The organism is Streptomyces sp. NPDC007157 (assembly GCF_040634235.1).
In the GTDB taxonomy this organism is placed as follows: domain Bacteria; phylum Actinomycetota; class Actinomycetes; order Streptomycetales; family Streptomycetaceae; genus Streptomyces.
The window spans coordinates 445,151-463,755 of record NZ_JBEYFE010000002.1 but is presented as its reverse complement, the minus strand read 5'-3'; the positions used below and the strand labels follow the sequence as shown (position 1 = coordinate 463,755).

The 18,605-nt window shown below is 72.4% G+C and carries 17 protein-coding genes; 7 read left to right on the top strand and 10 right to left on the bottom strand.

The window, feature by feature from the left end; translation table 11 throughout:
* Positions 1-61: 61 nt before the first annotated feature.
* From ABZ642_RS05005 to ABZ642_RS04985, 5 genes are all read right to left on the bottom strand, one after another.
* On the bottom strand, positions 62-1,567 hold the full coding sequence (locus ABZ642_RS05005; RefSeq protein ID WP_360477186.1) for an MFS transporter: 1,506 nt from the start codon (positions 1,565-1,567) through the stop codon (positions 62-64).
* A gap of 68 nt (positions 1,568-1,635) precedes the next feature.
* Positions 1,636-2,556, bottom strand: coding sequence for an NAD(P)-dependent oxidoreductase (locus tag ABZ642_RS05000; RefSeq protein ID WP_360477183.1), 921 nt, complete (start codon positions 2,554-2,556; stop codon positions 1,636-1,638).
* Between the two features lie 325 nt (positions 2,557-2,881).
* Positions 2,882-3,838, bottom strand: coding sequence for a LysR family transcriptional regulator (locus ABZ642_RS04995; protein WP_360477180.1), 957 nt, complete (start codon positions 3,836-3,838; stop codon positions 2,882-2,884).
* Between the two features lie 187 nt (positions 3,839-4,025).
* On the bottom strand, positions 4,026-4,520 hold the full coding sequence (locus ABZ642_RS04990; RefSeq protein WP_360477622.1) for a DoxX family protein: 495 nt from the start codon (positions 4,518-4,520) through the stop codon (positions 4,026-4,028).
* A 434-nt stretch (positions 4,521-4,954) separates the two neighbouring features.
* Positions 4,955-5,992 (bottom strand): Ku protein, encoded by a 1,038-nt coding sequence (locus ABZ642_RS04985; RefSeq protein ID WP_360477177.1) that lies wholly within the window; start codon positions 5,990-5,992, stop codon positions 4,955-4,957.
* Positions 5,993-6,057: 65 nt separating this feature from the next.
* Here ABZ642_RS04985 and ligD point away from each other — a divergent pair, with 65 nt between their 5' ends.
* Positions 6,058-6,939: a non-homologous end-joining DNA ligase gene (gene ligD / locus ABZ642_RS04980; RefSeq protein ID WP_360477175.1), complete on the top strand. Its 882-nt coding sequence runs from the start codon at positions 6,058-6,060 to the stop codon at positions 6,937-6,939.
* A gap of 91 nt (positions 6,940-7,030) precedes the next feature.
* Here the strand turns inward: ligD and ABZ642_RS04975 are convergent, their stop codons facing one another.
* Positions 7,031-7,834 (bottom strand): nuclease-related domain-containing protein, encoded by an 804-nt coding sequence (locus ABZ642_RS04975; protein ID WP_360477172.1) that lies wholly within the window; start codon positions 7,832-7,834, stop codon positions 7,031-7,033.
* A gap of 129 nt (positions 7,835-7,963) precedes the next feature.
* On the opposite strand from ABZ642_RS04975, the gene ABZ642_RS04970 reads away from it, so the two are divergent.
* The 6 genes from ABZ642_RS04970 (at position 7,964) to ABZ642_RS04945 (ending at position 14,828) form a co-directional block, all read left to right on the top strand.
* Positions 7,964-8,470: a protein phosphatase gene (locus tag ABZ642_RS04970; protein WP_360477169.1), complete on the top strand. Its 507-nt coding sequence runs from the start codon at positions 7,964-7,966 to the stop codon at positions 8,468-8,470.
* A 121-nt stretch (positions 8,471-8,591) separates the two neighbouring features.
* Positions 8,592-9,416: a hypothetical protein gene (locus tag ABZ642_RS04965; RefSeq protein ID WP_360477166.1), complete on the top strand. Its 825-nt coding sequence runs from the start codon at positions 8,592-8,594 to the stop codon at positions 9,414-9,416.
* On the top strand, positions 9,413-10,642 hold the full coding sequence (locus ABZ642_RS04960; protein WP_360477163.1) for an ATP-binding protein: 1,230 nt from the start codon (positions 9,413-9,415) through the stop codon (positions 10,640-10,642). The genes ABZ642_RS04965 and ABZ642_RS04960 overlap by 4 nt, the downstream gene beginning before the upstream one ends.
* Before the next feature lie 215 nt (positions 10,643-10,857).
* Complete coding sequence (locus tag ABZ642_RS04955) at positions 10,858-12,219, top strand: FtsW/RodA/SpoVE family cell cycle protein (protein ID WP_360477160.1); 1,362 nt, start codon at positions 10,858-10,860, stop codon at positions 12,217-12,219.
* Positions 12,216-13,703 carry a penicillin-binding transpeptidase domain-containing protein gene (locus ABZ642_RS04950; protein ID WP_360477157.1) on the top strand — a complete coding sequence of 496 codons (1,488 nt, stop codon included), beginning with the start codon at positions 12,216-12,218 and terminating at the stop codon, positions 13,701-13,703. Before ABZ642_RS04955 ends, ABZ642_RS04950 begins: the two co-directional genes overlap by 4 nt.
* A 186-nt stretch (positions 13,704-13,889) precedes the next feature.
* Positions 13,890-14,828 carry a diiron oxygenase gene (locus tag ABZ642_RS04945; protein WP_360477154.1) on the top strand — a complete coding sequence of 313 codons (939 nt, stop codon included), beginning with the start codon at positions 13,890-13,892 and terminating at the stop codon, positions 14,826-14,828.
* 52 nt (positions 14,829-14,880) lie between these two features.
* Here ABZ642_RS04945 and ABZ642_RS04940 read toward each other — a convergent pair whose 3' ends face one another.
* The 4 genes from ABZ642_RS04940 to ABZ642_RS04925 form a co-directional block, all read right to left on the bottom strand.
* On the bottom strand, positions 14,881-16,029 hold the full coding sequence (locus tag ABZ642_RS04940; RefSeq protein WP_360477151.1) for an NlpC/P60 family protein: 1,149 nt from the start codon (positions 16,027-16,029) through the stop codon (positions 14,881-14,883).
* A 103-nt stretch (positions 16,030-16,132) separates the two neighbouring features.
* Positions 16,133-16,468, bottom strand: a complete 336-nt coding sequence (locus ABZ642_RS04935; RefSeq protein ID WP_360477148.1) for a hypothetical protein — start codon at positions 16,466-16,468, stop codon at positions 16,133-16,135.
* Between the two features lie 10 nt (positions 16,469-16,478).
* Positions 16,479-17,132: a helix-turn-helix domain-containing protein gene (locus ABZ642_RS04930; RefSeq protein ID WP_360477145.1), complete on the bottom strand. Its 654-nt coding sequence runs from the start codon at positions 17,130-17,132 to the stop codon at positions 16,479-16,481.
* Between the two features lie 181 nt (positions 17,133-17,313).
* A complete protein-coding gene (locus ABZ642_RS04925; RefSeq protein WP_360477142.1) occupies positions 17,314-18,570 on the bottom strand; it encodes a styrene monooxygenase/indole monooxygenase family protein in 1,257 nt (418 codons plus the stop codon).
* Positions 18,571-18,605 lie beyond the last annotated feature (35 nt).

Here is an 18,605-nt window from a genome sequence, read left to right as displayed (position 1 = left end):
CGATGCCGCCCCCGCCCGGCCGCGAAGTGGTCCCATGGGTGCCTGATGAGACGACGGTCCGTCAGGCCGGGTTCGGGGCCTTGGACGTGGACGGGGTGTGGGAGGACCTCTGCCGGGTCCGCAGGGCCACCAGCGTGGCGAGGCCGGCCGCCGCCGCTCCGGCGAGCATCGCGGCGCGGTCGCCGACCGCCATGCTGCTGCGGCCCGTTCGGTCCACCGCGTCGGCGACGGCGGGAAGCAGCGCCGCTCCCAGCGCGGCGCCCAGCTGGCGGCTCATGTTGACCACGCCGCCCACCAGACCCTGGTCGCGGTCGGCGACGCCGGTGCTGGCGGTCACCATGCTTCCGAACGCCGTACCGGCGGTGCCGAACCCGACCAGGACCACCGCCGCGAGCGGCGCACGGTAACCGCCGCCCATCGGGAGCCGGGTGAGGATCAGGAAGCCGGCGGTGGCGGCCAGGGCGGTCAGCACCAGGACGCGCTGGATCCCCACGCGTCGCGCCAGCCGGGCGCCCAGCAACCCGGTCGCCAGGCCGACGATGCCCTGCGGGGCGACCACCAGGCCGGCCACCAGGGGGGACATGTGCAGGACTTCCTGGAGGTACACGGAGAGCACCAGCATCTCCCCGCCGTTCCACAGGCCGAGCAGCAGCATCAGGGTGCCGGCACTGCGCAGCCCTCGGGTGCGCAGCAGCGCGAGCCGCACGAGCGGATCGGCACGCCGTTGCTCGACGGCGAAGAACGCCACGGCCGCCAGGGCCGACAGCCCGAGCGGAACCAGCACACCGGCGGATCCCACGCCGGTGATCCCGGCCTGGGAGACCGCGAAGACCAGCGCGGCGACGGCTCCTGTGATGAGCGCCGCGCCGACGGTGTCCAGGTGCCGGCCGGCCCGGGGCAGCCTCGACTCGTGCAGGAGACGGGGGGCCAGCAGCATGGCGGCCAGCCCCACCGGAACGTTCACCAGGAACACCGAGCGCCAGCTGAAGAACTCCACCAGGACACCGCCGAGCACCTGTCCGGCGACGAAGCCGATCGACGCCGTCGCCCCGTACAGGCCCAACGCACGGGTACGCCGGGGGCCTTCGGGGAAGCCCGTGGTGATCAGGGACAGCGCGGCGGGCGCGACCATCGCGGCGCCACAGCCCTGCACCGTGCGGGACGCGATCAGGAGCAGCGGATCGTGCGCGAGCCCGCCGGACAGCGACGCGGCGGTGAAGACGCCGATCCCGGCCATGAACAGGCGCCGCCGCCCGTAGAGATCCCCGGCGCGGCCGCCGAGGATCAGCAGCCCGCCGAAGGTGATCGCGTAGGCCGTGACCACCCACTGCACGGAGGTGGCCGAGATGCCGAGCTCGTGCTGGATGGACGACAGCGCGACGTTCACGATGCTGAAGTCGAGCACCACCATGAAGGACGCGACGAGGATCAGTGCGAGTCCCAGCCGTTGGTGCCCGAAGGCGGGGGCGGGCGCCGGCGTGCCTGCCGTCGGGGCCGGGTCCCCGGGGGGCCGTATCTGGTCGTTCTCCGGGTCATTGCGGGTGGCCGGCCCAGCTGCTGCGGTCATCACCGGGGTCCTCTCTTGCGGGGCCCTGCGCGGCCCTTGCCCAGGGAGCAGGGCTGGCGCGGGGCTGGTCAGCTGGCGGTGTACACCGCGGCCAGATCGTCGTCGGCGTGCTGTGCCGCGGCGTCCCGCCAGCGGGGCAGCAGCGCCTCGGTGAGCGCGAGTTCGGTACCGCTGGCCTGCGCGGCCCGCACCGCCAGCTCGGCGTCCTTGAGGGCGTGCTTGAGCGCGAACGCGGGGGTGAAGTCACCGGTCAGCATGGTGGTGGCCTTCTGCATGGCGTACGGCGACCCGAGGGGCGTCGACTGCAACAGGTCCACGATCGCGGTCGGGTCCAGACCGAGCCGGCGGGCGAAGGAGAGCGTCTCCGCGGTGGTCTCGGCGAGGTCGACGAGCCAGTTGTTGAGCACCAGCTTGGCGCTGGTGCCGGCGCCGGCCGGGCCCAGCCAGACGGTGGCCCTGCCGAGCGCGCCGAACACCGGGGCGAGGACGTTCCGCATCTCGTCCGGGCCGCTGGCCAGGACGATGAGCTGCCCGGCCCGGGCCGGGCCCTCGCTGCCGGAGACCGGGGCGTCCACGAACGTCACCCCGTGGCGGGTGGCGGTGCGGCCGAGCCGGGCCGTCCAGTCGGCTCCGACGGTCGCCATCTGCACCCAGACCAGTCCGGGCGCATCGGCCAGGAATCCGTCGGGCCCGGTGGCCGCCTGTTCGGTGGCGGGACCGTCGGCCAGCATGGTGACGAGGATCCCCGCGCCCCGGACGGCCTCAGCCGGGGTGGGCGCCACGGCGGCGCCCACGTCGGTGAGGAGTGCGGCGCGGTCGGCGGTCCGGTTCCAGACCCGTACGTCGAAACCGGCGAGGGCCAGGTTGGCGGCCATCGGGCCGCCCATCCGTCCGGTGCCCACGAACGCGACCGGCGGGTTCGCCGTTGCGTGGCGGCGACCGTGGTGGTCGGGGACGGTGTGCTGTCGTGCGGGCGAGTTGGTGCTCATGGCATTCCTTCCGGCGCTGGTGGGCTTCGTAATTCGACGGTCGCAGCCGCGGAAACCCGCTGGTAGTGGCCTCACGCTTGCCGGGGTACAAGCCGGGCTTGTACCGGTTCACGGGCATCGACGGCCGGAAGACCGCGGGAACGCAAGGCCGTACGACCGGAAGACCGCGGGAACGCAAGGCCGCACGACCGGAAGACGGCAGGACCGCAAGACCGGCCGCGAGACCGCGAGGCCGGAACGGAACGCCGCCACGCATAGCGGCCATAACGGCCCTACCGGCCACACCGGCCACACCGGCACCGCGCTATGACCCGCGGTCGCCCCGTCAGTGGGCTCGGCCGCTGTGACGCTCCTGGTTCTGGCGGGTCAGGATGTGGGTGATCAGGTCGCGGGCCGCGCCACTGGGTGGGGTGGCGGCGCCGTCCCAGACGGCGCGCAGGGTTCGGCGCAGGTCGAGTTCCGGTGTCCGTACCGCGACAAGCCGGCCGTTGGCCAGGTCGTCGGCGACGGCGAGTTCGCTGATGACCGCGGGTGCCGCACCGGCCAGCGCGGCCGAGCGGATCGCCGCGGTGGTGGACAGCGACAGTGCCGCGGGGGCCTGCGGGACACCGGGGCCGAGTACGGCGCTCAGCGCGGCGGCGAAGGTGTCCCGGGTACCGGAGCCGCTCTCCCGGCTCACCAGCGGGGTGCCGGCCAGTTCGACGGCGCTGACGGGCCGAGGGCGTGCCCAGGGGTGACCTGGAGCGACGACAACCATGAGCCGGTCGTGGCCGACGGCCCTGCCGTGCAGCCCGGCGGGCTCGTGCGGGCCCTCGGTGAAGCCGATGTCGGCGATGCCCTCGGTGACATGGGTGACGACCGCGGCGGTGTTGGCGTAGGTCAGAACAATTTCCGGGGCGCGCCTGCCCTGCGGGGTCTCCGCGCGGAAGGACGCCAGCCAGCCGGGCAGGAGTATCTCGGAGATGGTCGAGCTGGCGCTGACCCGGAGCCGGGCCCGCTGGCCGGTCCGCAGTGCCGTGATCCCGGCGTCCATCTCGGCCGCGACGTCCAGCAGCCGGGCGGCCCACTCCGCGATCATGACGCCTTCGACGGTCAGAGTGGACCCGCGTGGAGTCCGGTGCACGAGGGTGACCCCGGTCTGTGCCTCCATCGCGCGGATCCGCGCCGATACGGCCTGCTGACTCACCCCGGCCTTGCGGGCGACGCTGTTCAGGCTGCCTTCCCGGGCTACACCGAGCAGCAGTTCCAGCGCGGCCAGGTCGGGGACATGTGTGCTGAGCATCGTCCCAGCCCTCCCAGCTGCGAGCCGGGGTTCTTGCCTGTCAAGCGTACGACCGCCACCGGGCCCCGGCCGCGGTGGCGGGCCGCCCTGGTGATCACCTGCCGGGTGAGTTGTCGCGAAGCGCGAAAGTTCCCGATGGGCGCGAAAGTTCTCGATGGCCCGAGAGTTCTCGCTGGGCGGGACGCGTTCAGATGTTGAGTGCGATCGCGGCGCCGATGCCGCCCAGACCGAGCGCGACGGCGGCGGCGAGCCAGCCGTCCGAGCGCCAGGGGAAGAACCGGTCGACGGACAGCCGACCCGGGCCGATGGCGGCGAGGGCGAGGGCGACGACGCAGATGGCGACGCTGTACTCGACGCCGCCGTTCTGGCTCCACAGGCCGTGGGCACCGCTCACGGTCACCATGGCGTTGATCATCACGCCGATGACGGCGGCGGCCGCGAGTGGCGTGAACAGTCCGACAGCCAGACCGAGACCCCCGGCGAGTTCGGAGAGGCCTCCGATCACGGCGAACACCTTGCCCGGGTGGTAGCCGAGGGCGTCGAAGCCTCTGCCGGTGGCCGCCAGGCCCGGCCCCCCGAAGATGCCGAACAGCTTCTGCGCACCGTGACCGGCCATCAGCAGTCCGAAGGTCAGCCTGATCAGCAGCAGCCCGCAGTCACCGGCGGACAGCCGGGGACCCACGCCGGCGGCAGGTGTCCCGCCCGGCGGGCCCGAGGCGACCCTGGCCGGATCGGCGGGCCTGCGGACCTCCGCGACGGGGCGCGCGGGGGCGCGTGCCTGGGTCAGTGACAGGACATGAGTTCTACCGAAGGGGTGGAGATGCAGAGCACGCATGAGGATGCCTTCGCAGGTGAGAGAGCCGGTTTACCCGACTTACGACGAGTCCTCCCCTTCATCCAGCATTGCGCCATTACCTCACTACATCCACCGATATGTTGAAATATGTATTATTTCGATCGTTGATAACGAGCATCGCGTGACTCGGCGACCGTGGGGGCGCGGCGCGATGCGCGACGGGGATCCGGACGGCGTCGCGGAAGCGCACGGTGACGGATCGCCAGAGAAGCGGAGACGCGCGTCCGACCTGCCGGCGCGACACCTGACGGGGGGGGGTTTCATGCGGAGCGCTTGCGCGGTGAGACCGTCTTCTTGGCCGTCGACTTCTCGGCCGTCGACTTCTTCGCCGCCGTCTTCTTGGCCGTCGGCTTCTCGGCCGCCGTCTTCCGGGCCGACGTCTTCGCGGCCGTCGGCTTCTTCGCCGCCGTCCCCTTCGTCGCCGCCTTCTTCGCCGTCGCCGTCGCCGTCTTCTTCGCCGCCGCCCTCGGCCTCTTGCTCGGCATCGGCGTGACCTGAGCCTCCTCACCGCGCGCCTCCTCGCCCCTCGACTCCTTCGCCGCGCGGACGCTCTTCTCCAGGGCCGCCATCAGGTCCAGGACCTTGCCGCCCCTGGCCGGTTCGGGGGTCTCCGGTGGGGCCTCGCCGGCCGCCTTCGCGGCGATGACCTCCTCCAGGGCCGTCCGGTACTCGTCGTGCAGGTCCTCCAGGTCGACCTCGCCGAGGGTGTCCATCAGGGCGTCGGCGAGGTCGAGTTCCTTGTCGCGGACGGTGACGTCGCCGTCGGGGGCGAGGCCCTCCGGGGCGCGGACCTCGTCCGGCCAGAGCAGGCCGTGCATGGCGATGGCGTCGCCGACCACGCGGAGCATGCCGAGGCGTTCCCGGCCGCGCAGCGCGAATTTCGCGATGGCCACCTTGTGGCTGCGTTTCAGGGCCTCACGCAGGAGGGTGTACGGCTTCGCCGCCGGGGCGCCGCTCGCCGCCAGGTAGTACGCCGCGTCCATCTGGAGCGGGTCGATCCGGTCGGCCGGGACGAAGGCCACGATCTCGATGGTGCGGGCGGTGGGGATGGGCAGGTGGGACAGGTCGTCGTCGGTGATCGGGATGATCGAGCCGTCGGCGTCCTCGTACCCCTTGCCGATCTCCGACTGGGTGACCTCGCGGTCCTCCAGCTCGCAGAACTTGCGGTAGCGGATCCGGCCGTTGTCCTCGGTGTGCACCTGGCGGAAAGAGATCGAGTGGCTCTCCGTGGCGTTCACCAGCTTGATCGGGATGCTGACGAGCCCGAAGGAGATCGCGCCGTTCCATATGGATCGCACCTGCGGCTTCCTTCCGTCCTGACACCCAACGCCTGTATGAGAATTTTGTATGAGATTGTCATCGTATGACGCCGATCACAGAGGTGGACGGGCGGAGGGTCGCGCTCAGCAATCTGGAGAAGGTGCTGTATCCCGCGACCGGGTTCACCAAGGGCGAGCTGCTGCACTACTACGCGACGGCCGCCGAGGTCCTGCTGCCGCATCTGCGCGACCGGCCGGTGTCCTTCCTGCGCTATCCGGACGGGCCGGACGGCCAGGTGTTCTTCACCAAGAACGTGCCGCCGGGTACGCCCGAGTGGGTCACGACCGCCGAGGTGCGCCGGTCGGACGGGCCGGCCCGGATGGTGCTGGTGCAGGACCTGGCGAGCCTGATGTGGGCGGCGAACCTGGTCACCGAGTTCCATACGCACCAGTGGCTGGTGCGGACGCCGGACGAGGCCGACCGGATCGTCTTCGACCTGGACCCCGGGGCTCCGGCGACGGTGGTGGAGTGCTGCGAGGTCGCGCTGTGGCTGCGGGAGCGGCTGGCCGGGGACGGGATCGAGGCGTACGCCAAGACGGCCGGATCGAAGGGGCTGCACCTGCTGGCCGGGGTGCGGGGGGCGTCCAGCGAGCGGGTGAGCGAGTACGCCAAGGAGCTGGCCGTGGCGGCGGAGCGGGCGATGCCGCGGCTGGTGGTGCACCGGATGACGCGGAGTCTGCGGCCGGGGAAGGTGTTCGTGGACTGGAGTCAGAACGCGGGGCGGAAGACCACGGCGACCCCGTACACGGCGCGGGCGCGGCGGGAGCCGATGGTGTCCGCACCGGTGACCTGGGAGGAGATCACGGAGTGCCGGCGGGCGGAGGAGCTGGAGTTCCGGGCCGGGGATGTCGCGGGGCGGCTCCAGGAGTACGGCGACCTGCTGGCACCGCTGCTGGACCCGGAGCGGGCGGCGCCGCTGCCGTGAGCGGGGCCGGGAACCGACGCGGCGCCACTGCCGTGAGCAGGGCCAAGGACCGACGCGGCGCCGCTGCCGTGCGAGAGGCCGGGGCCGAGTGTCAGATCCTTGCCCATGTGTTGCGGTCGCGCGCCATCGCGTGCAGTGCCTCGACGTCCGCCGGTTTGAGGACTCCGCCCAGGCGGGACAGGCCCTCCAGGTCCCGGTCGCGGAGGACACGGACCTCGCGGGGCGGGGCCGTCAGCGTGACGTCCGCCGGGTCGGTCAGCGCCAGGACCGGACGCACCTCGGCCGTCAGGGCGTAGGAGGCCCGGTCGGCGTCCGCGCGCAGGCGGCGCAGCAGCGGCCGGGGCTCGCGGCGGCCCAGGGAGACCATCGGGTCGGCGACCAGGACCTTCTGCTTGCGGGCGTAGAGCGTGTGCACGCAGAAGACGCCGCCGGGGCCGATCAGCAGATGGTGGAGGCGGTCACCGCCGGGCAGCAGGACGGAGTGCAGGGCGTGCCAGCCGGCGCCGTCCAGGTGGTCCAGGGCGTCGCCGACACTCTGCTCGGCGGCCAGGGCGCGGCGGCGCGGGTCGGGGCGCAGCCGGTGGGCGGGACCGGGGTCCCGGTCGAGAGCGATCAGCAGCGCCTCGCCGGGACGGTTGGGCGCGAGGTCGTCGTCGGGGTGCAGGGTCAGCCGCGCCAGTTCGGCGGGCGTGGGTACCGGTGGCGGCCCGACCATGACCGAGCCGGTCAGGAACGGCCGCAGGGTTTCCAGTACGTCGTCCCGGCGCTCCTCGCTGAGCAGATTGACCCGGCCCGCCTCACGGTCGTACCAGGCGATGTTCCGTCCGTCCGTGAGGCAGACGTACAGCCGTTCCTGGCCGTGGCGCCAGGTCGGCACGACGCGCAGTCCGCTCATTGCGACATCACCCCTCGACCCATGGGAACAGGCGGGGTGCTCCCCGGGCAAGAACCCCGCTACCTTTGACAGGGGTTGATGGACAGGGTTGGACGGACAGGGGTTGGCGCGCGCAGCGGGGAGGCGCCGGTGCGGATCCGTGGAGAGCAGTACGACGTTCCGGCTCCGGACAGCCCGTGGAGCGAGGTGCTGCCCGGACTGTGGATGGGCGGCCACGAGTTCCGGGGGCGTGCGGGACAAGTGGAGTCCGTCGTCGTGCGGAACGAGTTCGATCTGGTGCAGAGCCTGCTGCGGCTGCCCGGGCACGGCCCGGACACCGGGGTCGAGCACCAGGTGTGGCCGATTCCCGACGGACCACTGGACGGTACCCAGCTGGCGGGCGTGATCCGGCTCGCACGGGCGGCCAGTGAGGCCGTGGACGCCGGGCGGTCGGTGCTGGTGCGCTGCTACAGCGGGTACAACCGGTCGGGGCTGGTGGTCGCGCAGGCACTGGTGCACCGGGGGCGTACGGCCGAGGAGGCGATACGGCTGGTGCGGGCCCGGCGCTCGCCCTGGGCGCTGCACAACGAGCTGTTCGTCGCCTATCTGCGCGCCGGTCTGACCACCGCCCGGCTGCTCGAGGAACTCGCCGAGTAGCCTCTCCCCTGCTCTTCCCTGCGCCGGCCACCCCTGTGCACAAAAAGGACTTCCCTACGAATCTGCGAATAAGGTGTACGGGGCCCGAGACCCACCGACCCCCGAACCGCCCAGGAGCAGCGTGCCGACCCGTCGTCCCCTCCGTACCGCCCTCGCCGCCACCGCCGTCGCCCTGCTGGCGACGGCGGTGGCCGGCTGTGGCGACTCCGGCGGGCTCCAGGAGGCCGGAGCCACCCCGACCGCGGTCAGCCCCATGAAGCTCTGGCCCGACCTGCGGCCGGCGTCCAGCCCGGCCTGGCCCTACGACGAGGGCAGCGCGAAGACCGTCAAGGGCGTCACGGTTCCCGGCGACGACCTCCGCGGGGTCGATCCGGTGGCCGTCGTACGGGCGGAGATCGCCTCGGACTCGGCGGGCTACGGATCCAAGGGCGCGTACCACGAGACCACGAACCGGATGAAGGAGTGCGCGGCCGGGGGCGGCGGGGCGCGGTGTCCGCTGCTCAAGCCGTACTACCGGGATCTGACCGGGGACGGGCGGGACGAGCTGACGCTCGGCTTCCGGCTGTATCCGACCAACCAGACCGCGCTGCGCGTGTACACCGTCGAGAACCACCGGCTGGTGCAGGTGCTGGAGGACGACGACGCGATCATCGGGGTCGAGCTGGCCGGGCGGGCGGTCATCGTGCGGTCGCCGGCCGGGATCACCGGGTACGAGTACCGGACGACCTGGGCGTGGGACCCGGAACAGAAGGCGATGGTGTTCTCCCGGGACGAGTTCCTGCGCACCGGCAAGGCACGGCACAGCCGTACGCCGGCGCCCTCCGCACCCACCGCTCCGCCGGCTTCGGCCTCCACCGCTCCCCCGGCTTCGGCCTCCACCGCTCCCCCGGCTTCGGCCTCCACCGCTCCCCCGGTCGCGGCCTCCCCCTCTGCGAGTGCGCGATGAGGCTTCCCCGCTGGGCCGGGACGCTCGCGGCGAAGTCGGCCGCGTTCATCACGGTGATGTGCTGCGCGCTGGCCGCGCTGCTCGGCGTGCTCGTGCATGTGTCGGTCACCGACCAGACCGTCGCACAGGCCCGTGACCAGGCACTGTCCCGGCTGGCGGACGCGACGACCGCGTACGAGGCGGGTGACGCGCTGCTGCCGGGCTCCGCGATCGACCCGGCGGGGCTGCCGCCGCGGCTGCGGGTGCTGGCGGTGGCCGGGGAGCGCGGCACGATGGTCTCCGCGGAGGACGGTCGCCCCACGATGTGGGCGGCGGGCCCGGCCGACCACGGCCGGGCGCTCGCGGTGGCCGTCGACTACTCCCAGCAGGCCCGTACGATCGTCGGCCTCGACCGCTCCATCCTCTGGTCGTCGGTGCTCGCCATCGGGGCGACGCTGCTGGTCGGCGCGTTCGCGGTGACCCGGGTGACCCGGCGGCTGCAGGGCACCGCGCAGGTGGCCCGGCGGATCAGCGCCGGGGACCTGGACGCGCGGGTGCACGACCCCCGGACGAAGGATCCGACCCGCCCGCAGGACGAGGTGGCCGCGGTCGCCGCGGCGCTGGACCGCATGGCCGCGTCGCTGCAGAGCAAGCTGCTGAGCGAGCAGCGGTTCACCGCCGACGTGGCGCACGAGCTGCGGACGCCGTTGACCGGACTGCACGCGGCGGCGGAGCTGCTGCCTCCGGGGCGGCCGACGGAACTGGTGCGGGACCGGGTCGCCGCGCTGCGCACGCTCACCGAGGACCTGCTGGAGATCTCCCGCCTCGACACCGGCCGGGAGCGGCTGGAGACCGACGCGGAGGCGCTGGGCGCGCTGGCCGAGCGGGTGGTGCGGGCGTCCGGGACGTCGACCGAGGTGAAGGTCGTACGGGACGTGTGGGTGGAGACGGACCGGCGGCGGCTGGAGCGGGTGCTGGGGAACCTGGTCGCCAACGCGCACCGCCACGGGCGGGCGCCGGTGGTGCTGACGGTGGAGGGCAAGGAGGTCACCGTCCGGGATCACGGGGGCGGGTTTCCCGAGTACCTGATGGCACACGGGCCCCAGCGGTTCCGGACGGAGGGCGGCACCAAGGGGCACGGGCTGGGCCTGACGATCGCGGTGGGGCAGGCGGAGGTGCTGGGCGCGCGGCTGTCGTTCGGGAACGCGCTGGACGGCGGAGCCGTGGCGGTTCTGACGCTCCCTTAGGGGCGGCGAGGGTGCGATCGCGACTAGCGGGTGCGTCGTGGTTTGTCGCGCAGTTCCCCGCGCCCCTTCAGGTGGGACCAGTACACCTGTCACTGCGCGAACAACCCCCACCGGCCGGCACCTGCCCCACACCACCCGAACGCCCCCGGACCTCACGCCACGCTGGCGCAAGCCAACAAAGCACGCAACTAGCACTATGTGGGTAAGTTCCGGACATGACCAAGGCCGGAACCACCCTGGCGGCGCCCGAGTCCCCGACCTCCGCCGTTCGTCTCCCCCGGCGCCGTGGCATCGAACTCGCCCTGATCGTGCTGGCCGTCCTGCTCTCCGTGTACGGCTACTGCGCGGTCGGCCTGGCCCGGACCGGCACCGTCCCGCCCGGTGCCGCCGGTTACGGCGCCGGCCTCGGCGTCCTCGCCCTCGTCGCCCATCTCGCCGTACGCTTCCGCGCGCCGTACGCCGACCCGCTGCCGCTGCCGATCGGCGTGCTGCTCAACGGACTCGGCCTGGTCCTGATCTACCGGCTGGACCTGCAGACCCCCGGCGACCGGGCGGCCCCCGCCCAACTCGTCTGGTCCACCCTGGGCGTCGGCCTGTTCATCATGGTCGTGCTGATGCTGCGCGACCACCGTCTCCTCCAGCGCTACTCCTACGTCTGTGTGGCCGCCGCGCTCGTCCTGCTGCTGCTCCCGATCTTCTTCCCGGCCGTCAACGGCGCCCGGATCTGGATCCGGATCGCCGGATTCTCCATCCAGCCCAGCGAGTTCGCGAAGGTGCTGCTCGCGGTGTTCTTCGCCGCGTACCTGGCCGCCAACCGCAACGCCCTCGCCTATGCCGGCCGCCGGCTGTGGTTCATGCAGTTCCCGACCGGGCGGGTGCTCGGGCCGATCGTCACCATCTGGCTGGTGAGCGTCGGCGTCCTGATCCTCGAACGCGACCTGGGCACGTCGCTGCTCTTCTTCGGCCTCTTCGTCGTCATGCTCTACGTCGCCACCGGGCGCACCGGCTGGATCGCCGTGGGCCTGCTGCTCGCGGTGCTCGGCGCGGTCGCCGTCGGCCATCTGGAACCGCATGTCCACGGCCGGATCGAGGACTGGCTGCACCCCTTCGCCTCGATCGACGCCGGGCAGGGTCCGAACCAACTCGCCCAGTCCCTCTTCGCGTTCGCCGCCGGCGGGGTCCTCGGCACCGGACTGGGCCTCGGCCACTCGATCCTGATCGGCTTCGCCACCAAGTCGGACTTCATCCTGGCCACCGCGGGCGAGGAGCTCGGCCTGTCCGGCCTGTCCGCGATCTTCCTCCTCTACGGCCTGCTCGTCGAGCGCGGCTACCGGGCCGGCCTCGCCCTGCGCGAGCCCTTCGGCCGGCTGCTCGCGGTCGGGCTGGCCTCGATCGTCGCGCTCCAGGTGTTCGTCATCGCGGGCGGGGTGACCGGGCTGATCCCGCTGACCGGCATGGCGATGCCGTTCCTCGCCCAGGGCGGCTCCTCGGTGGTCACCAACTGGGCGATCGTGGCGCTGCTGATCCGGGTGAGCGACTCGGCCCGCCGCCACTACGACGGACGGGTGGCCCCATGAGCCGCCCCGACCGCCAGGGCGCCGGCCTGGCCCGGTACATCCGGCGGGCCCGCGCCTTCTGCGCCCTGCTGCTCTTCGCCCTGCTCGTCAACGCGGCCCGCGTCCAGGTGGTCCGGGCCCACGCCTACGACGACAACCCCGCCAACCGCCGCGCCAGCATCGCCCGTTACGGCCTGCCGCGCGGCGACATCCTGGTCGGCGGCGAGCCGGTCACCGGCTCCCGGGACAGCAGGGAGCAGCTCCGCTACGAACGCACGTACCCGCAGGGCCCGTTGTACGCCCCGGTCACCGGCTTCGCCTCCCAGCTGTACGGCACCACGTTCCTGGAGCACGCCGAGGACGGGCTGCTCTCCGGCACCGACCCGATGCTCGCGCCCTTCCCGCTGTGGAACGACACCAGCCGGTCGCAGAACCCGGGCGGGAACGTCGTCACCACCCTGGACCGGTACGCCCAGGAGGCCGCCTTCCGGGGCCTGGGCACCCGCAAGGGCGCGGTGGCCGCGATCGAGCCGTCGACCGGCCGGATCCTCGCCCTGGTCTCCACCCCGTCGTACGACCCCGCTGAACTGTCCGGCAACGGCGAGCCGGTGTCCTCGGCCTGGGCCCGCCTCAACGGCGACCCGGAGAAGCCGATGCTCAACCGCGCGGTACGGCAGACGTATCCGCCGGGGTCGACCTTCAAGGTGGTCACCGCGGCGGCCGCGCTGGACGCGGGCGTGGTCACCGACCTGGACGCGCCGACCGACTCCCCCGACCCCTACCGGCTGCCGGGCACCACGACCCGGCTGACCAACGAGGGGGACGGCTGCGCGGACGCCTCGCTGCGGGCCGCCTTCGAGTGGTCCTGCAACACGGTCTTCGCCAAGCTGGGCGTGGACGTGGGGGTCGCGGACATGACGGCGACGGCCCAGGCCTTCGGCTTCAACGACAGACACCTGCGCATCCCCTTCTCCGCCGTGCCGAGCACCTTCGACACGAGCGTGGACAAGGCGCAGCTGGCACTGTCGTCGATCGGGCAGTACAACACCCGCGCCACCCCGCTGCAGATGGCGATGGTCGCGGCGGCGGTGGCCAACGGCGGGATGGCCCGGCCGCCGTATCTGGTGGAGCGGACCGTGCGGCGGACCGGCGAGACGGTCGGCACGGGCGGCGCCGGGCCGGTCCGGCAGGTGATGAGTCCCTCGACGGCCGTCCTGATGAAGGAGCTGATGACGGACGTCGTCCAGGAGGGCACCGGCTCCAACGCGGCGATCCGCGGCGCCACGGTCGGCGGCAAGACCGGCACCGCGCAGCACGGCATCGGCAACTCGGGCGTGCCGTACGCCTGGTTCGTGTCCTGGGCGCAGGCGGACAACGACCTGGAGCCGAAGGTCGCGGTGGCCGTGGTGGTGGAGGACGCGGCGGCCGACCGGGGCGACATCAGCGGGGGCGGGGACGCGGCGCCGATCGCCAGGGCGGTGATGCGGGCGGTGCTGGGGCTCTGAACCGGGGCGGGTGGACGGGGCCGCCTCAACTGGGCCGCCTCAACTGGGCCGGCTGGACGGGGGGTGGACGGGGTCGGGGTGGACGCGGAGTCGACAAGTCGTGCGCGGGGGATTGACCGTCTTGCTGACAAGCGGTCTCATAAGAGCCGACGGCAACATACCCCCGGGTAACGAGGTGAGGGAGCCATGACGACCCTGACGGAAGCGGACGCGGTCGACGGACTGCGCGACGCGCTCGGCCTGCTCAAGGACCGCGAGCAGGTGGCCGAACGGCTGCTCGTCTCCTCCGCGAAGCACTCCTTCGACCCGGACAAGGAGCTGGACTGGGACGCGCCCTTCGAGGACGGCAAGTGGTTCTGGCCGCCGGAACTGGTGTCGCTCTACGGCACCCCGATGTGGAAGCGGATGTCCGAGGAACAGCGGATCCTGCTCTCCCAGCACGAGGCCGCGGCCCTCGCCTCGCTCGGCATCTGGTTCGAGCTGATCCTGATGCAGCTGCTGGTGCGGCACATCTACGACAAGGCGGCGACGAGCGCGCATGTGCGCTACGCGCTGACCGAGATCGAGGACGAGTGCCGGCACTCGAAGATGTTCGCCCGCCTGATAGCCCGCGGTGACGCGCCCTGGTACCCGGTGAGCCGGGCCCACCTCAACCTGGGCCGCCTGTTCAAGACGATCTCGACCACGCCCGGTTCCTTCACGGCCACGCTGCTCGGCGAGGAGGTCCTGGACTGGATGCAGCGGCTGACGTTCCCCGACGAGCGGGTGCAGACACTGGTCCGGGGGGTCACGCGCATCCACGTGGTCGAGGAGGCCCGGCACGTCCGGTACGCCCGCGAGGAGCTGCGCCGCCAGATGATGACGGCACCTCGCTGGTCCCAGGAGTTCACCCGGGTCACCTCCGGCGAGTTCGCACGGGTGTTCTCGGTGGCCTTCGTCAATCCCGAGGTCTACACGAACGTGGGCCTGGACCGGCGGGAGGCGGTGGCCCAGGTACGGGCGAGCGGCCACCGGCGGGAGGTCATGCAGAACGGCGCGAGGAAACTGACGGACTTCCTGGACGACATCGGTGTGCTTCGAGGCGCCGGCCGGCGGCTGTGGAAGAGCTCGGGGCTGCTGGCCTGAGTCCCCCGCGCGTCCTCAGGCCGGAGCGCGTCCTCACGGCAGGAGCGCACCCTCAGGTAGGAGTAGGCACCGTCGGTTGTGGCGTGCCGAAGCTCTCGTCCGGGCCCTCCGTCGCCGTCTTGGGGATCGTCGGGGGTGTGTAGCGGCCCAGGGGCCGGGACCTCGGGTCCGGGCGTACCGCGCCCAGGATGGGGTTGGCCGCGATCGGGGAGACCTTGATCTTCGCGCCGGGGCGGGGGGCCTGGACCACCTTGCCGTCGCCCAGATAGAGGGCCACGTGGGTGGCCTCGGGGAAGTAGACGACCAGGTCACCCGGGCGCAGCTGGTTCAGCGGCACGTGGGGCAGGTCGGCCCACTGCTGCTGGCTGGTGCGGGGGATGGGGGTGCCGGCGTGGTCCCAGGCCTGTGAGGTCAGGCCCGAGCAGTCGTACGACGTCGGGCCCTGCGCGCCCCACTGGTACGGCTTCCCCAGCTGCCGTACCGCGTAGCGCACCGCGCGGTCGCCCTCCTGGGACGGGGGCGGTGTGGTGGCGCTGAGGGCACCGGACGTGGTGAGTGCGCGCTGCGCGTCGGCCGTGCCGGTCCGCTCCAGGCTGGCCAGGGCGATCAGCTGGGCGGGGGTGAGGGAGGCCAGCAGGCGCTCCACCTCGGACAGCCGGCCCTGGACCTCGTCACGCTGCTTCTTCTGGCTCGCGGCGAGGGCGAGTCGGGTGTCCAGCGCCTTGCGGGCCTTGCGGGCCAGTTCGGTCTGCCGCTTCTCGTCGTCCGCGAGGCGTCCCACCGTCTCGGCCCGCTCGCGCGCCAACTGCCCGATGACATGGCCCTCGTCGAGCGCGTGCTGCGGGTCGCGGGCCAGGAGCAGCCGCACGTACGGGGAGATCCCGGTGACGCTCTGGTACTGCTGCCGGGCCAGCCGGCCGGCCTCGTCCCTGCTGGAGTGCAGGGAGAGCCGGGACCTGGCCAGCTCGCCGTCCAGCCGGTCCACCTCGGCGCGCTGCCGCTCGAGCCGTTCCTCGGTCGCGTTGTAGGTCTCGGTGGCCTGTTCCGCCTGCCGGTACCGCTGCTGAAGGTCGGTCAGCAGCTCGGCCACCGGCCGCTCGGGGCCGGGCGCGGGGGGCGCGGCGACCGCGGACACGGGCGCGAGGACGGCCTGGGCCGCCACCGCGGCCGTACAGGCCAGGCGCAGGAACCTTCCTGACACGTCATCACCTCCGATGCGGGACGGCCTCTCCGTTCCGCATCGTGATAATCAGACATGTACGTTTGATCCGCGCAGCGATTGTGGGCTTATCGGCCCAGCCGTTTCACCCGTCCGTGTCATCCGGCTTGCGGAGCGGCGCGCTGTCCGGTGCGGGGGCCCGGTCCGGGGCCGGATCCGGCTTCGACCACGGCCACTTCGGACCTCCGCCGCCGCCCTTGCCCGTGGGGTCGTACTCGTACTTCCAGCCCTGGGTCAGGCCCAGACGCTTGCTCTGTCCACGAGGGACGCGCCGGTAGACCAGGACGGTGGGCGGGCCGCCGGCCGGGTCCGGGACCGGGATGCGGTACGTCTTCGGGGGGTGGCCGGTCATACCGAGCAGCACCGGGAGCACACGCCCGTCCATGGGGCCGCCCTCGAAGGGGGTGTCCTGACTCTTCACCGCACCAGTTTCAGCCATCCGCCGCGAGGGCGTCGACGAGGGCGGCCGTCTGCGGGTCGCGGCGCGCGGTGACGCTCAGTACGGCGACGAACTGGTCCACCAGCCAGTCCCGCAACTCCTCGACGGGCGGCTGCTTGTCCTCGTCGAGCCAGATCAGGGAGGCCGCCTCGACGGCGGTGATCCACATGCGGACGGTCATCCGCAGCCGGGGCCCGGGGTCGGCGATGTCGAGGTGGCTGAGAATGTGCCGCGCGGCGGCCCGTCGTACGCCGTCCACGGTCGCCGTCGTCCGTGAGGTCTCGACCACGCTGCCGCCCTGGAGCAGGGCGCTGAAGCCGGCGTCGTGCTGGTCGACGAAGGCGAGATAGCGGTCGAGGGCACGGGAGAGGCGGGGCAGCAGGGGGCCCTCGCGGGGTTCGTCGAAGCAGTGCTCCAGCTCCTCGGCGGCCGACCTGAGGGCGGCCTCGTAGAGCTGCTGCTTGCCGCCCGGGAAGTACCGGTACACCAGGGGGCGGGAGACCCCGGCCGCCTCCGCCACGTCATCGAGGGAGACGTCCTCGGGGACGCGGTGCGCGAAGAGGGAGAGGGCCGCTTCGAGGAGCTGGCTGCGCCGCTCCTCGACGGACAGCCTGCGGTAGGCGGGGGTGGCGGCCTGCGGGGTCATGGGTGCAGCGTATGCGCTCCGCCGGGGGCGCCGCGATGGCGGTCGTGCCGCCATGGGCCGCCGGTCGGGTGCGGCACCGTCGTGGCTGGTCGCGCCCACGCGGCGGAGCCGCATATCGGCACAGCCCCGCGCCCCCTGGGGCGCTACCGCGCCCCAGGGCTTGCCCGCCCGCTCGCCGTGTTCAGGCGGCGCCGGCCAGCGAGGCCAGGTAGGCCTCCGTCTTCTCCGGCTCGTAGAAGAAGTTCTCGAAGTCCGCGGGGTCGTTGAAGGCGTTGGCGAAGCGGTCGGCGGCCGGCTGGAGCTGGCCGGCCGCGCCGATCAGGTTGAGGATGTGCTCCGGCGGCGGGGCGAGCATCGCGTTCGTCCACTTGGTGACGTGCTGGGCGGTGTCCCAGTAGCGGTCGAAGGTCTGCCGCATCCAGGTCTCGTCGAACTCCTTCTCGCCGTGTTCGAGGATCGAGGCGAGATAGGCGGCGGCGCACTTGGCGGCCGAGTTGGAGCCCTGGCCGGTGATCGGGTCGTTGGCGACGACGACGTCCGCGACGCCCAGCACCAGGCCGCCGCCGGGGAGGCGGCCGACGGGGTTGCGGACGGTGGGTGCGTAGCGGCCGGCCAGCGTGCCGCCCGCGTCGGTCAGTTCGACCTTGGTGGCCCGCGCGTACTCCCAGGGCGTGTACCGCTCCATGAGTTCCAGGGTCAGGGAGAGGTGCTCCGCGGGGTCCTTGACGCCGTTGAAGACGTCCAGCGGGCCGCCGGGTATGCCCTCCCAGAAGAGGATGTCGGCCGGTCCCGAGGTGGTCAGGGTCGGCATGACGAAGAGTTCGCCGACACCGGGGACCAGGTTGCAGCGGACCGCGCGGAAGTCCGGGTGCTCGGGGCGGGGACCGAGGCCGTGGACGTAGGCGACGGCGAGGGCGCGCTGCGGCTCGGTGTAGGGGGACCGCTCCGGGTCCCGGCCGAACATCTGGACCAGCTCGCCCTTGCCCGCCGAGACCAGCACCAGGTCGTAGGCGCGGGCGAAGTAGTCGAGGTCGCCGACCGCCGCGCCGTGGATGACCAGCTGGCCGCCACGCTGGGCGAAGGTCTCCATCCAGCCGGCCATCTTCACCCGCTGGTCGACCGACTGCGCGTACCCGTCGAGCCTGCCCACCCAGTCGATCGCGCGGGCCGCGGGGCCCTCGCCCCAGGAGCCGGGGGCGGCGACCGAGACGCCGAGTCCTTCGATCTTCGGGGCCTGGGACTCCCAGAAGTTCAGCTGGAGATCGCGCTCGTGCTGCAGTGCCGTGTGGAACATGCACTGCGTCGACATGACCCGGCCGGAGCGGATCTCGTCCGCGGTCCGGTTCGACATCAGGGTGACCTCGTAGCCGTGCGACTGGAGGCCGAGGGCGAGCTGGAGACCGGACTGGCCGGCCCCCACGACGAGTATCTTCCGCATGCGGGTGGTGGCTCCTAACGAAGATCTACTCGGGG